Source organism: Pseudomonas cichorii, from assembly GCF_018343775.1.
In the GTDB taxonomy this organism is placed as follows: domain Bacteria; phylum Pseudomonadota; class Gammaproteobacteria; order Pseudomonadales; family Pseudomonadaceae; genus Aquipseudomonas; species Aquipseudomonas cichorii.
Map to the genome: position 1 here is coordinate 4,639,943 of NZ_CP074349.1, position 14,044 is coordinate 4,653,986.

A 14,044-nucleotide genomic window follows, 5' to 3' on the forward strand; every position below is an offset into this window, starting at 1 on the left:
GAATTCGCTGCGCCTGCAATTACGACTTCGCGCTTTCAGCCGCTTGCTTGAGCAGTGGCTGCAATTCACCGTTCTGATGCATTTCGGCGATGATGTCGCTGCCGCCGACCAGCTCACCGGCAACCCACAGTTGCGGGAAGGTTGGCCAGTTGGCGTATTTAGGCAGGTTGGCGCGGATTTCCGGGTTCTGCAAAATGTCGACATAGGCGAATTTTTCGCCGCATGCCATCAAGGCCTGGGAAGCTTTGGCCGAAAAACCGCACTGCGGGGCATTCGGAGCGCCTTTCATGTAAAGCAGAATGGTGTTGTTGGCAATCTGCTCTTTGATCGTTTCGATGATATCCATGGAGCACCTCGGCTGAACTTTCCGACTCAGTTGTCGGCACGGTGGCGCATTGTAACGGAATCCCGAGCCAGACGCTCAGTCTTGAACTCAACAGGCGCTCACCTGCACAGGCACGCCATTGAGCACGGCATTGCCGGACAACGCATCGAGCTGTCGCTCGTCGGTCAGGTCATTGGCACTCACACCCGGCTGAGCCTGAGCGATTTCCATACGCACACCGGTACGGGAATGCCCCCAACCATGGGGCAGGCTGACTACGCCGGGCATCATTTCTGCGCTGCCCAGCACCTGAACCTCGATCATCCCGACCCGCGAATCGACCCTGACCTGCTGCCCGTCGCTCAGGCCTCGGCTGGCCAGGTCATCGGGATGCATCAGCAACTGATGACGAGGCTTGCCCTTCACCAGGCGATGATAGTTATGCATCCATGAGTTATTGCTGCGCACATGCCTGCGCCCGATCAGCAGCAATTCCCCGGCCTGTGGCGCTGGCGAGTCAATAAAGCGCTGCAGGTCGGCCAGGATCACGTCAGGTGCCGCCTGGATGCGCCCGCTGGCGGTTTTCAGGCGCGGTGTCAGGTTGGACTTCAATGGCCCCAGATCAAGCCCGTGAGGATGGTTGCCCAGCGCTTCGATCGACAAGGCATGTTCCGATGCCTCGCCATACAGCCCCTTGCGCAAGCCATGATCAATCATTGAGGCCGGCGCCATGGTCGGTTTCAGTTCCTTTTGAGCCTTGGCCGCAAAGGCCCTGGCCAGCCCGACGAAGATTTCCCAGTCATGCAAGGCGCCTTCGGGCTTGGCAAAGATCGCCCGATTGAACCGGGTAACGTTACGCACCGCCAGAAGGTTAAATGTCGTGTCGTAGTGATCGTTTTCCAGCGCTGAAGTCGAAGGCAGGATCAGATCGGCATAGCGGGTGGTTTCATTGATATACAGATCGATGCTGAGCATGAAGTCCAGCCCGTCCAGCGCTTTTTCCAGCTGGCGACCATTGGGCGTGGACAATACCGGGTTGCCTGCAACCGTGACCAGAGCGCGTATCTGCCCTTCCCCTTCGGTCAGCATCTCTTCTGCCAGCGCCGAAACCGGCAACTCGCCGCCATATTCGGGCAAGCCGGAAACCCGGCTCTGCCACAGGTTGAAATGCCCGCCCGAGGTCGAGCTGACCAGATCCACGGCTGGCTCGGTACACAAGGTACCGCCCACCCGATCCAGGTTGCCGGTGACCAGATTGATCAATTGCACCAGCCAGTGACACAGCGTTCCAAAGGCCTGAGTGGAGATGCCCATGCGGCCATAGCAAACAGCCTTGTCGGCAGCAGCGAAATCCCGGGCCAACTGGCGAATCTGTTCGGCGGGAATACCACAACGCGGGCTCATGGCCTCGGCGTTCAGGGTCATGATCGCTTCCCGAACCTGATCCAGGCCATCGATAGGCAGATGACTCTCCCGAGTCAGGCCTTCCTCGAACAGGGTATTGAGCAGACCGAAAAGCAATGCTGCATCGCCGCCAGGCCGGACAAACACATGTTGATCGGCAATGGCCGCTGTCTCGCTACGCCGTGGGTCGACCACCACCACTCTGCCACCACGTTTCTGAATCGCCTTAAGGCGCTTCTCGACATCCGGCACCGTCATGATGCTGCCATTGGAAGCCAGCGGGTTGCCGCCCAGGATCAGCATGAAGTCCGTGTGATCGATATCGGGAATGGGCAGCAGCAAGCCGTGGCCATACATCAGGAAACTGGTGAGGTGATGAGGCAGTTGATCCACTGAAGTGGCCGAATAGCGATTGCGGGTTTTGAGCAGGCCCAGAAAATAGTTGCTGTGGGTCGTCAGCCCATAGTTGTGCACGCTGGGGTTGCCTTGATAGACCGCGACCGCGTTCTGCCCGTATTGCTGCTGAATGGCAAACAGACGCTCGGCGACCAGCTCGAAAGCATCCTGCCATTCGATCGGCTGCCATTGATTGCCCACACGTTGCATGGGCTGGCGCAAACGGTCGGGATCGTTCTGGATATCCTGCAGGGCCACGGCCTTGGGGCAGATGTGACCGCGACTGAAACTGTCGAGAGGGTCGCCCTTGATCGAGGTAATGACCGGGGCCGTATCCGGGGATGCGGTGGTTTCGATAGTGAGGCCGCAGATGGCCTCGCACAGGTGGCAAGCGCGGTGGTGCTCGGTCCTGATCATCCCAGCCTCATATTCTTGTCATGGCAGTCAGAGTGATTGCATTGACAAGAATATGGAGCGTTAGCGGTGAGCACGCCAGAGACGTTCGTCTCGTGAATCGCGAGCCATCAGGCGGGCAGATGGCTTGGGCGATCAGTTGCCGATAGGGGTCACGACCTTGCGCTGCAACTGGATTTCCGTAACGGTTTCGATCTGTTCCTGAGCGACATGCACCCCGGTCAGTTCACCGATCAGGCGCCAGTGATCGTCGAGCCCCGAGCTGATGGTCGCCATGCGGTCGATCATGCGACGACCGGCTGCCCGCGTGACTTCGTCTTCACTGCGCAACAACTCAAAGGACATCGACGTCATCGAAGCGGTGAGGTGTGTCAGGGTACGAGCGGTCAACCCAAGCAGCTCCGTTAGTTGTCGTTCCTTTGAGTCCATTCCCAGCCCCTCGATTGAATTGAGCAGTTACTTGTAACTCTTTATAACTCACGCACGCTGTTAAGGAAACGGGCAACTTTTCAACGCCGTGAAGCGCGTCGCATAAGCACAGACGCACAAGACCGGACTTTTACAGTATCGGCATCAATTGCCAAGCACTGTTTGGTCAGTGTACAAATGCTGCCTTCTGCAATCAGCGGGTCGGCCACAGGGCTGTTTCAACCAGCGCCTTTGCGGTTACGGACTTCGTTATCTCTTAAGTAAGCATGCTATTGGTAAGACGCGACATTTTTTTATACTATCGCGCCTTCCTTATTCGTCGCCCCCGTGCGGCTTTCGCCTCAGGTCATGCCGTTTTCTCGATAAAACCCGGCTTTCGGAACCTGCGGTCTGTTGCAAAAAAGGTAGTTAATAATGAGCGCCAGGCACTTTCTCTCGATGATGGATTACACCCCAGATGAGCTTCTGGGCCTGATCCGTCGTGGCGTAGAGCTTAAAGACCTGCGAAATCGCGGCGTGCTTTTTGAACCACTGAAAAATCGAGTGCTGGGGATGATCTTCGAGAAATCCTCGACACGTACCCGTCTTTCCTTTGAAGCGGGCATGATCCAGCTGGGTGGCCAGGCCATCTTTCTGTCCCATCGCGACACCCAATTGGGCCGTGGCGAGCCGATTGCCGACAGCGCAAAGGTCATGTCGCGCATGCTCGATGCCGTGATGATCCGGACTTTTGCCCACAGCAATCTGACCGAATTCGCCGCCAATTCCCGCGTCCCTGTGATCAACGGGCTCTCCGACGACCTGCACCCATGCCAGTTGCTGGCAGACATGCAGACCTTCTTGGAGCACCGCGGCTCGATCAAGGGCAAGACCGTGGCCTGGATCGGTGACGGCAACAACATGTGCAACAGTTATATAGAAGCGGCCATACAGTTCGACTTCCAGTTGCGTGTCGCCTGCCCTTCCGGCTACGAACCCAACCCCGAGTTCCTGGCACTGGCCGGTGATCGCGTGACCGTCACCCGTGATCCGAAGGAAGCGGTTGCAGGCGCGCATCTGGTCAGCACCGATGTCTGGACCTCCATGGGCCAGGAAGAAGAAACCGCCAAGCGCATCGCGCTGTTCGCGCCCTTCCAGGTCACCCGTGCCTTGCTCGACCTGGCTGCCGAAGACGTGTTGTTCATGCATTGCCTGCCCGCGCATCGTGGTGAAGAAATCAGCGTCGACCTGCTGGACGATGAACGCTCGGTCGCCTGGGATCAGGCTGAAAACCGTCTGCATGCCCAGAAAGCCCTGCTGGAGTTTCTGGTCGCGCCGTCCTATCAGCCAAAATGAGCCATACCCTGCTGCTGAATCTGCGCAACCTTGCCTGCGGCTATCAGGATCAACGTGTGGTGCAGGACCTCAACCTGCACCTCAACGCCGGAGACATCGGCTGTCTGCTGGGCTCTTCGGGATGCGGCAAGACCACGACCCTGCGGGCCATTGCCGGGTTTGAGCCGATCCATGCCGGCGAGATCACCCTGGCCGGTGAAGTCATTTCCCGACCCGGCTGGACCCTGGCACCGGAGAAACGCCGGATCGGCATGGTGTTTCAGGATTACGCGCTGTTCCCGCATCTGAGCGTGGCGCAGAACATCGCTTTCGGTATCCGCAAACATCCTCGCCTGAATCAGGTAGTCGACGAACTGTTGGAGCTGGTCAACCTGGGCTCACTGGGCAAGCGGTATCCCCATGAGCTGTCCGGCGGACAGCAACAGCGGGTCGCCCTCGCCCGTGCGTTGGCGCCAGATCCGCAACTCTTGTTGCTGGATGAGCCGTTTTCCAACCTTGATGGCGAGTTGCGCCGACGCCTGAGCCATGAAGTGCGCGACATTCTCAAGGCTCGTGGCACCAGTGCAATCCTGGTGACACACGATCAGGAAGAGGCCTTTGCGGTCAGCGATCATGTGGGTGTATTCAAGGAAGGCCGGCTTGAGCAATGGGATACGCCCTACAACCTGTATCACGAACCGCAGACACCTTTCGTGGCCAGTTTCATCGGACAAGGCTATTTCATTCGCGGGCAGTTGATCGATCCGCAGTCGGTGCAGACCGAACTCGGCGTGCTGAGCGGCAATCGTGCCTATCCGGGTGTCAGCGGCAGTGCTGTCGATGTTCTTCTGCGTCCGGACGATATTGTCTATGCCGCAGACAGCGACCTTAAGGCACGAGTAGTTGGCAGGACATTCCAGGGCGCTTCAACCCTGTATCGCCTGCAATTGCCGACGGGCAGCCAGCTTGAAGCCATCTTCCCCGGCCATGCCGATCACATGACGGGGGAAGAGGTCGGGATTCGGGTTGCCACCGAACATCTGGTGTTGTTCCCGGCGGCGGGAAGTGTTGCAGCGAATTCGGTTTTGTAGAGGGCTGAAGAAGCAAACTACTCCCTTCCGATCGCTGCAAACTCTGCACGGGTATGTTCCGCCAGCACCGCCGCCGACAACTCCACCTCCAACCCACGCCGCCCCGCACTGACGTAGATCGTCTCGAAAGGCTGGGCGCTCTGGTCGATGAAGGTGCGCAGACGCTTCTTCTGTCCCAAGGGGCTGATCCCGCCCAACAGATAACCGGTTGCCCGCTGAGCCGCAGCCGGGTCGGCCATCTCGGTTTTCTTCGCAGCGGCCGCACTGGCCAGAGCCTTGAGGTCCAGGGTTCCGGCAACCGGTACAACGGCCACCAGCAACTCCCCCTTTTCCGTGCTCGCGAGCAGGGTCTTGAACACCCGTGCCGGTTCAAGGCCCAGTTTCTCGGCCGCCTCCAGCCCATAAGACGCAGCTTTCGGATCATGTTCGTAACTGTGAATCCGGTGTTCGGCGCGAACTGTCTTCAATAAATCCAGCGCGGGGGTCATCAGGACACTCCAGGTCACTCAGGGCGGCTTCTACTTTAGGCGAAATACGATGCAAAAGCCCTATCTCAAGGCACACCACTGAGTAATGGCCGTTTAAAATCAAAAAAATATTTCCTACACAGGATGGAGAAATTTCAAATTTAGCTGTCAGAAAATATCGTCAATGGTTCACTTTCAACCTTTGACAGGTTTGTTTCTTGTCTATATTTTTTCGTTTACGAAAATTTTTGAAATTTATTTTTCAACAAGATTCGTAAAACCGTCCGGGAATGGGGTTTTCCCGAGACGGCAGATGATGAGCATCGGTGCTTTGCATACGAAGCCGCAAAAAACAAAAAATGAGGTTCATATGACCATGTCCATGCAACAACCGACGCTACGCGGCCAGTGTCTGGCCGAATTCCTTGGCACCGCTCTGATGATTTTCTTCGGCACGGGATGCGTTGCAGCGCTCAAGGTCGCAGGTGCTACATTTGGCTTGTGGGAAATCTGCATCATCTGGGGCCTGGCCGTCAGCATGGCTATCTATGTCAGTGCCGGTGTTTCGGGTGCTCACCTCAACCCCGCTGTCAGCATCGCTCTCAGCCTCTTTGCAGGCTTTGAAAAGAGAAAACTCCCCTTCTATATAAGCGTTCAAGTGGCAGGAGCCTTTTGTGGCGCGGGTCTGGTCTATCTGCTTTACATCAGCCTGTTCTTCGAATTTGAACATGCTCACAACATGGTTCGTGGCAGCGTGCAGAGCCTCGAACTGGCGTCAGTGTTTTCCACCTACCCTAACCCGTCCATTTCCGTAGGCCAGGCGTTTCTGGTCGAGGTCGTGATCACCGCCGTCCTGATGGGTGTGATCATGGCCTTGGGCGATGACAGCAACGGTCTGCCACGTGGTGCGATGGCGCCTTTGCTGGTCGGCTTGCTGGTTGCCGTGATCGGAGCATCCATGGGGCCGCTGACCGGCTTCGCCATGAACCCGGCACGGGATTTCGGCCCTAAACTGATGACATTCCTTGCAGGCTGGGATGAGATAGCGTTCACCGGTGGGCGTGACATACCGTATTTCCTGGTTCCGATCTTTGCACCGATTCTGGGTGCCTGCCTGGGTGCTGCCGGCTATCGCGGGCTTATCGCTCGTCATCTGCCCAGCGCCGTCGCCGTTGAACAGGCTCCTGAAGCCCTTCGCGGCAAAGCACAGACTTCCGCTTGAATACCCCCAATAACGCAAGGCAATCGAAATGACAGACTCTCAGAACAAGAACTACATCATTGCCCTTGACCAGGGCACCACCAGTTCCCGTGCGATCATTTTCGACCGCAACGCCAACGTGGTGAGCACCGCCCAAAGCGAATTCGTCCAGCATTACCCTCAGGCTGGCTGGGTCGAGCATGACCCTATGGAAATCTTCGCCACCCAGACCGCCTGCATGACCAAGGCATTGGCCCAGGCTGATCTGCACCATAACCAGATCGCAGCCATCGGTATCACCAACCAGCGTGAAACCACCGTGGTCTGGGAAAAGGACACAGGTCGCCCGATCTACAACGCCATCGTCTGGCAATGCCGCCGCAGCACCGAAATCTGCCAGCAGCTCAAGCGTGACGGCCTTGAGGAATACATCAAGGACACCACCGGCCTGGTCACCGACCCCTACTTCTCCGGCACCAAGCTCAAGTGGATTCTGGATAACGTCGAAGGCAGCCGCGAGCGCGCACGCAAGGGCGAGCTGATGTTCGGCACCATCGACAGCTGGCTGATCTGGAAATTTACTGGCGGCAAGATTCACGTCACCGACTACACCAACGCGTCACGCACCATGCTGTTCAACATCCACACCCTGGAATGGGACCAGCGCATGCTTGATGTGCTGGATATCCCTCGCGAAATGCTGCCCGAGGTCAAGGCCTCTTCGGAAGTCTACGGCCACAGCAAAAGCGGGATTCCGATTGCAGGCATCGCGGGCGACCAGCAGGCTGCACTGTTCGGTCAAATGTGCGTAGAACCGGGCCAGGCGAAAAATACCTATGGCACCGGCTGCTTCCTGCTGATGAACACTGGCAAGAAAGCCGTCAAATCGGCACACGGCATGCTGACCACAATCGGTTGCGGCCCGCGGGGCGAAGTGGCTTATGCACTGGAAGGCGCGGTGTTCAACGGCGGCTCCACTGTGCAGTGGCTGCGTGACGAACTGAAAATCGTCAACGACGCGCTGGACACCGAGTACTTCGCCAACAAGGTCAAGAACAGCAACGGCGTCTATCTGGTCCCGGCCTTTACCGGTCTGGGCGCACCCTACTGGGACCCGTATGCCCGTGGCGCCCTGTTCGGCCTGACCCGTGGCGTGAAAGTCGATCACATCATCCGCGCAGCACTGGAATCCATCGCCTACCAGACCCGTGACGTCCTGGACGCCATGCAACAGGACTCCGGCGAACGCCTCAAGTCACTGCGTGTCGACGGCGGCGCGGTGGCCAACAACTTCCTCATGCAATTCCAGGCCGACATCCTCGGCACTCAGGTCGAGCGTCCGCAAATGCGCGAAACCACCGCTCTGGGCGCAGCGTTCCTGGCTGGTCTGGCGATTGGCTTCTGGAGCAGTCTGGACGAGTTGCGCAACAAGGCAGTGATCGAGCGCGAGTTCGCGCCACAGTGCGACGAGGCAGAAAAAGAGAAGCTTTACGCTGGCTGGAAGAAAGCCGTAGAGCGTACTCGTGACTGGGAACCGCACGAAAACGAAGAGTAAGCAGAACGGGGGCAGGATTATTGAAGCTGACAGCCAAGGCCCGGCTACGGCATCATGGGCGCCATTTGCAGAGGGCGCCCAAGGAAAAACAATGAACCTGCCTCCCCGCCAGCAACAGATCCTCGAACTGGTCCGCGAACGCGGTTATGTCAGCATCGAGGAAATGGCGACGCTGTTCGTCGTGACCCCACAAACCATCCGCCGTGATATCAATCAACTTGCGGAAATGAACCTGCTGCGTCGCTACCACGGTGGCGCAGCCTATGACTCGAGCATCGAGAACACCGCCTACGCCATGCGTGCGGACCAGATGCGTGACGAGAAACAACGGATCGCCGAAGCCATCGCCGCACAGATCCCGGACAACGCTTCTCTGTTCATCAATATCGGCACCACCACCGAATCCATCGCCCGCGCCCTGCTCAATCACAACAACCTGAAAATCATCACCAACAACCTGCATGTGGCTTCGATCCTGAGCGGCAAGGATGATTTCGAGGTGCTGCTGGCGGGCGGCAACGTGCGCCGCGACGGTGGCGTGGTCGGTCAGGCCAGTGTGGATTTCATCACCCAGTTCAAGGTCGATTTCGCTCTGGTCGGGATCAGCGGTATCGACGAGGACGGCAGCCTGCTGGATTTCGATTATCAGGAAGTCAGGGTTTCCCAGGCAATCATTGCCAATGCCAGACAAGTGCTGCTGGCTGCGGACTCCAGCAAGTTCGGGCGCAACGCCATGGTACGGCTCGGCCCTATCACCCTGATCGATTGCCTGGTAACCGATCAGGCACCTGTGCCGGCCCTGCAGCAATTGCTTGCCCAGCACAAGATTCGCCTCGAAGTGGTTTGATTCACCTCGTTTTTTGCGAATTGTAGGACCGGATTTATCCGGGAAGGCGGTGTGTAATCTGAAGACAGATGCAATGCCTTTTCGCGAATGAATTCGCTCCTACACACAGGCAAGCATTTGCGAAAATCGTCCTACGATGTTCGATTTTGTTCCTTTACCCTCATCCTCATCAGTATTTTCAATAAATACCGACTGGCAGCGCCGTGTTTCTTGAGCTATTATTTTCACAAACGAACATCAATGTTCAAATTCGCCTTTCGAGCGTTACTCAAGAATTGTCCAGGAGGCTCATCCAATGCCCCACTCCACTACGTCAGCACCATCGCTTTCCGAGGTCTACGACATTGCCGTTATCGGTGGTGGCATCAATGGTGTCGGTATTGCAGCGGATGCATCGGGCCGTGGTCTGTCGGTTTTCCTGTGTGAAAAGGATGACCTGGCCAGCCACACCTCGTCAGCCAGCAGCAAGCTGATCCATGGCGGGCTGCGCTACCTGGAACATTACGAATTCCGTCTGGTGCGTGAAGCACTGGCCGAACGTGAAGTGCTGCTGGCCAAGGCGCCGCACATCGTCAAGCCGATGCGCTTTGTCCTGCCCCATCGCCCGCATCTGCGCCCGGCCTGGATGATCCGTGCCGGCATGTTCCTGTATGACAACCTCGGCAAGCGTGAAAAACTCCCGGCATCGCGCAGCCTGCGTTTCGGCGCGGACAGCCCGCTCAACACGTCCATCACTCGCGGTTTTGAGTACTCCGACTGCTGGGTCGATGACGCACGCCTGGTGGTCCTCAATGCCATGGCTGCCCGTGAGAACGGCGCACATATCCACACCCGCACCCGCTGCCTGAGTGCCAGCCGCACCAAAGGCATGTGGCACCTGCAGATGGAGCGCGCCGACGGCACGGTCTTCTCGATCAACGCCAAGGCACTGGTCAACGCTGCTGGCCCATGGGTCGCCAAGTTCATTCGCGAAGATCTGAAGCTGGATTCGCCTTACGGCATCCGTCTGATCCAGGGCAGCCACCTGATCGTGCCAAGGCTGTACGAAGGCGAGCACGCTTTCATCCTGCAGAACGAAGACAAACGCATCGTGTTCACCATTCCGTACCTGGACAAGTTCACCATCGTCGGCACCACCGACCGTGAATATCAGGGCGACCCGGCCAAGGTGAAGATCACCGACGGCGAGATGGACTACATGCTGAAAGTGGCCAACGACCACTTCAAGAAGCAATTGAGCCGCAGTGACGTGCTGCACACCTATTCGGGCGTGCGCCCGCTGTGCAACGATGAATCCGATAATCCTTCGGCCATCACCCGCGACTACACCCTGTCGTTGTCGGGCGGCGAAAACGAAGCGCCGATTCTTTCGGTATTCGGCGGCAAGCTGACGACCTATCGGAAACTGGCCGAATCGGCGATGGCGCAACTGGCTCCGTTCTTCACCCGGATGAAACCAGCCTGGACCGCCAAGGCAGCCTTGCCGGGCGCTGAAGAGATGACTACACCGCAGGTACTGGCAACCGAGCTGAGCAAACGCTTCCCATGGCTACCTGTTTCCATCGCACAACGCTGGTCCATCACCTACGGCAGCCGCAGCTGGCGCCTGATGGACGGCGTGACCAGCCTGGAAGACATGGGCGAACACCTGGGCGCAGGTCTGTACACCCGCGAAGTCGACTACCTGTGCGCCAACGAGTGGGCAACCAACGCTGACGACATCCTGTGGCGTCGCACCAAGCTTGGGCTGTTCACCACGCCTGAAGAACAGGCCGGGGTGCAGGGTTATCTGGAAAAGGTTGTGCCGAATAAATCAGCTATCGCGGCAGCCTGAAGATCGATTTCGCGAATAAATTCGCTCCTACACCGCGTAGGAGCGAATTCATTCGCGAAGAACTAACAGGCAATAAACGCCGCAGGCAGATTGCGTATCTGCTCAGGTTCGCGAATGACGTAATGGTCATCGCTGGTCAGCTCATGCAGCAGTTCTTCACGCAATTGATGAAAATCAAAGCTGCTGCGCTGACGAGGATGCGGCAGTTTTATATCCACGATGCGCTTGATACGGCCAGGCCTTGGCTCCATGACCACGACCCGGTCGGCGAGGAAGATGGCTTCCTCAACATCATGCGTCACCAGTACCGTAGTGATTTTTGCCCGCTCACGAATGGCCAGCAGCTCTTCCTGCATCTGCTGGCGTGTCAGCGCATCCAGTGCGCCAAACGGTTCATCCAGCAACAGGATACGAGGGCTCGCCACCAGCCCACGGGCAATCGCAACCCGCTGGGCCATGCCGCCTGAAAGCTGGTGAGGATAGGCCTTGGTAAAGTCCTTGAGGCCAACCAGATCAATGAAGTCAGCGATCCTCTGCTGCATCTCCTTCTGCCCAAGCCCTTCGTTGACCAAGCCCAGCTCGATGTTTTCCTCGACCGTCAGCCACGGGAACAGGCGATGCTCCTGAAACACGATCCCCCGCTCACTGCCAATGCCGCTGACCGGCTTGCCGTCGACCAGGATTTCACCGCGAAACTCGGTGTCCAGCCCGATCAATAGCCGCAACAGCGTGGATTTGCCGCAACCGCTGGAGCCTACGATGGCAATGAATTCGCCTTCCTCGACTTGCAGATTGAACTCACGAATCGCTTCCACATCGCCATGACCGGTCTGGAACACCTTGCCCACATGGTTGAAGTTCACGATGGAATGGGTCTGGGCTGTCATGCATGCCTCCAGCGCGTTGCCCGCGCTTCAATGCGTTGTCCGATTTCGTGGAGTACCGCGCCGGTCAGGCCCACCAACAGCATGCCACTCATGATGACGTCCATGCGCAGCAGTTGCTGCGCACCGATCATCAGGCTGCCGATGCCGCCATTGGATGGCATGAAATATTCGGCACCGATGGTGCCCAGCCAGGCATAGATCAGGCTCAGGCGCAGACCGGCAAAAATCCCCGGTGCCGCACCCGGCAGCACCATGCGAGTCAAGCGTTGCCACAGGTTCAGGCGCAAGACCTGGGCCGCCTCCCTCAGTTGCGGTGACAGGTTGGCGACACTGCGCTGGGTCGCAATGAACAGCGGGAAAAATGCCGCAAGCCCGACGAATACCCACTTGGCCGGCTCACCCAACCCGAACCAGGCGGTGATCAGCGGCACCCAGGCGAAAATGGCGACTTGCCTGAACGCAGCCAGTGTCGGCCCGAGAAAACGCTCCAGGGGTTGCGACAAGCCAAGCAGCAAGCCCAAAGAAAACCCCAGCGTGCCGCCCAGAAACAGACCTCCCAAGGCACGGCTCAGGCTCAGGCCCATCGCTTGCGGCAACGAACCATCCAGCAGACCGGCCCACAGGGTTTCAATCACCAGCAGCGGTGAAACCAGAATATTGGCATTGACCCAGCCCCACTGACTGGCGGCTTGCCACAGCGCCAGCAAGGCAAAGGGCAGAATCCAGGGAACGATTCGATCAAGCCCTTGCGCTGGAGCGCGACCACGAAACTCGGCGGTCGCGGCATGGGGCCAGAACACCCATTTACGATCCGCCAAGCCAATCCCGCGATCCATCAGCACGCCAATCACGCCGATCACGGCAATGCAGACGAACACGATATCGAGCATGAACAATTGCCGAGCCCATACCATCAGGTAGCCAATCCCTTCGCTTGAAGCCAGCAACTCGACTGCCAGCAACGAAGACCAGCCAGACGACAGCGCCAGCCGCACACCGGCCATGAAAGACGGCAAGGCCGCAGGAAGAATGAGACGCCGGATCAGCAAATGCAGAGGCAGACGTAAAACGGCAGCGGCTTCGCGCAAGCGAGGCTGGGCATCGCGAACGCCGATCAGGGTGTGCAGGGTTACCGGAACGATAACCGCCTTGATCATCACCACCAGCTTGAGCATCTCACCAATGCCGAACACGACCATGAACAGCGGAATCCACGCCAGGGTCGGCACTTGCGCCAGCGAGGTAAATGTCGGCAAGACCAGCCTTTCGGCCCGACGGCTGAAACCCAGCCAGGCACCCAGCACGGCACCCGCCGAGATCCCCGCCAGCAACCCCCAGAACAGGCGTTGCAAACTGATCCAGAGATTACCGGGAAGGTCAGAGGTTGCCAGCTCCAGAGCGCTCTGCCAGACCAGCGAAGGTGCCGGCAGGATCTGCTCGCTCATCCAGTGATTGCGGCTGGCCACCCACCAGAGCACAGCCAGTGCGAGGGGCAGATACCACGCCAACAGATACCGTTTGAATACCGGAGCCACAGCCCGGCGCCGGGAAGACGCAACAGGCTGCGGAATAGAAAGAAGGGAGTCACGAGCCATATCAGAACTCCGCTGTCGGCTGCTGCATAAAGGCTATTTGCATATTCTTATCCGATCTATAAAAACAGACAGGAATTCCATATAGAGATAAGTATCGCCATTTAAGTGCGGATGCAAGCCAGACATCCAATGCATTTAAAGAATACTTTTATTGCATGCAATGCATGTCCCGCAGCGCGCCCCGAACATGCGGCTTATTCCATTGGGTGATTAAACGTGGAATTAATATTATTTCTGGACTGATCCAAAGCTGTGTCTATTAGGCGTTCTCCGCGAACAATCAGG

Annotated in this window: 12 protein-coding genes; 6 read left to right on the forward strand and 6 right to left on the reverse strand. The window is 57.8% G+C overall.

The window, feature by feature from the left end; translation table 11 throughout:
• Positions 1 to 19: 19 nt before the first annotated feature.
• The 3 genes from grxD to KGD89_RS19790 form a co-directional block, all read right to left on the reverse strand.
• Positions 20 to 346: a Grx4 family monothiol glutaredoxin gene (gene grxD, locus KGD89_RS19780; RefSeq protein WP_025261498.1), complete on the reverse strand. Its 327-nt coding sequence runs from the start codon at positions 344 to 346 to the stop codon at positions 20 to 22.
• Between the two features lie 87 nt (positions 347 to 433).
• Positions 434 to 2,542 carry a molybdopterin oxidoreductase family protein gene (locus KGD89_RS19785; protein WP_025261499.1) on the reverse strand — a complete coding sequence of 703 codons (2,109 nt, stop codon included), beginning with the start codon at positions 2,540 to 2,542 and terminating at the stop codon, positions 434 to 436.
• Between the two features lie 132 nt (positions 2,543 to 2,674).
• Positions 2,675 to 2,968 (reverse strand): hypothetical protein, encoded by a 294-nt coding sequence (locus KGD89_RS19790; RefSeq protein ID WP_025261500.1) that lies wholly within the window; start codon positions 2,966 to 2,968, stop codon positions 2,675 to 2,677.
• Positions 2,969 to 3,382: 414 nt separating this feature from the next.
• Between KGD89_RS19790 and argF the strand changes: the two genes are divergently transcribed.
• Together argF and KGD89_RS19800 are read left to right on the forward strand one after the other, a co-directional pair.
• Positions 3,383 to 4,303, forward strand: a complete 921-nt coding sequence (gene argF / locus KGD89_RS19795; protein ID WP_025261501.1) for an ornithine carbamoyltransferase — start codon at positions 3,383 to 3,385, stop codon at positions 4,301 to 4,303.
• A complete protein-coding gene (locus KGD89_RS19800) occupies positions 4,300 to 5,373 on the forward strand; it encodes an ABC transporter ATP-binding protein (protein WP_025261502.1) in 1,074 nt (357 codons plus the stop codon). Before argF ends, KGD89_RS19800 begins: the two co-directional genes overlap by 4 nt.
• A 17-nt stretch (positions 5,374 to 5,390) precedes the next feature.
• Here the strand turns inward: KGD89_RS19800 and ybaK are convergent, their stop codons facing one another.
• Positions 5,391 to 5,861 carry a Cys-tRNA(Pro) deacylase gene (gene ybaK / locus KGD89_RS19805; protein ID WP_025261503.1) on the reverse strand — a complete coding sequence of 157 codons (471 nt, stop codon included), beginning with the start codon at positions 5,859 to 5,861 and terminating at the stop codon, positions 5,391 to 5,393.
• A 349-nt stretch (positions 5,862 to 6,210) separates the two neighbouring features.
• Here ybaK and KGD89_RS19810 point away from each other — a divergent pair, with 349 nt between their 5' ends.
• The 4 genes from KGD89_RS19810 to glpD all read left to right on the forward strand — a co-directional run bounded on the left by KGD89_RS19810 (position 6,211) and on the right by glpD (position 11,277).
• The gene (locus tag KGD89_RS19810) at positions 6,211 to 7,062 is read left to right on the forward strand and encodes an MIP/aquaporin family protein (RefSeq protein WP_025261504.1); all 852 of its coding nucleotides are present in this window, start codon (positions 6,211 to 6,213) and stop codon (positions 7,060 to 7,062) included.
• 28 nt (positions 7,063 to 7,090) lie between these two features.
• Positions 7,091 to 8,596: a glycerol kinase GlpK gene (gene glpK, locus KGD89_RS19815; RefSeq protein ID WP_025261505.1), complete on the forward strand. Its 1,506-nt coding sequence runs from the start codon at positions 7,091 to 7,093 to the stop codon at positions 8,594 to 8,596.
• Between the two features lie 91 nt (positions 8,597 to 8,687).
• The gene (locus tag KGD89_RS19820; RefSeq protein ID WP_025261506.1) at positions 8,688 to 9,443 is read left to right on the forward strand and encodes a DeoR/GlpR family transcriptional regulator; all 756 of its coding nucleotides are present in this window, start codon (positions 8,688 to 8,690) and stop codon (positions 9,441 to 9,443) included.
• A 295-nt stretch (positions 9,444 to 9,738) separates the two neighbouring features.
• Entirely contained in the window at positions 9,739 to 11,277 is a 1,539-nt protein-coding gene (gene glpD / locus KGD89_RS19825; RefSeq protein ID WP_025261507.1) for a glycerol-3-phosphate dehydrogenase, read from the forward strand.
• 62 nt (positions 11,278 to 11,339) lie between these two features.
• Here the strand turns inward: glpD and KGD89_RS19830 are convergent, their stop codons facing one another.
• Together KGD89_RS19830 and KGD89_RS19835 are read right to left on the reverse strand one after the other, a co-directional pair.
• On the reverse strand, positions 11,340 to 12,164 hold the full coding sequence (locus tag KGD89_RS19830) for an ABC transporter ATP-binding protein (RefSeq protein ID WP_025261508.1): 825 nt from the start codon (positions 12,162 to 12,164) through the stop codon (positions 11,340 to 11,342).
• Positions 12,161 to 13,759 carry an ABC transporter permease gene (locus tag KGD89_RS19835; protein ID WP_025261509.1) on the reverse strand — a complete coding sequence of 533 codons (1,599 nt, stop codon included), beginning with the start codon at positions 13,757 to 13,759 and terminating at the stop codon, positions 12,161 to 12,163. The genes KGD89_RS19830 and KGD89_RS19835 overlap by 4 nt, the downstream gene beginning before the upstream one ends.
• Between the last annotated feature and the right edge of the window lie 285 nt (positions 13,760 to 14,044).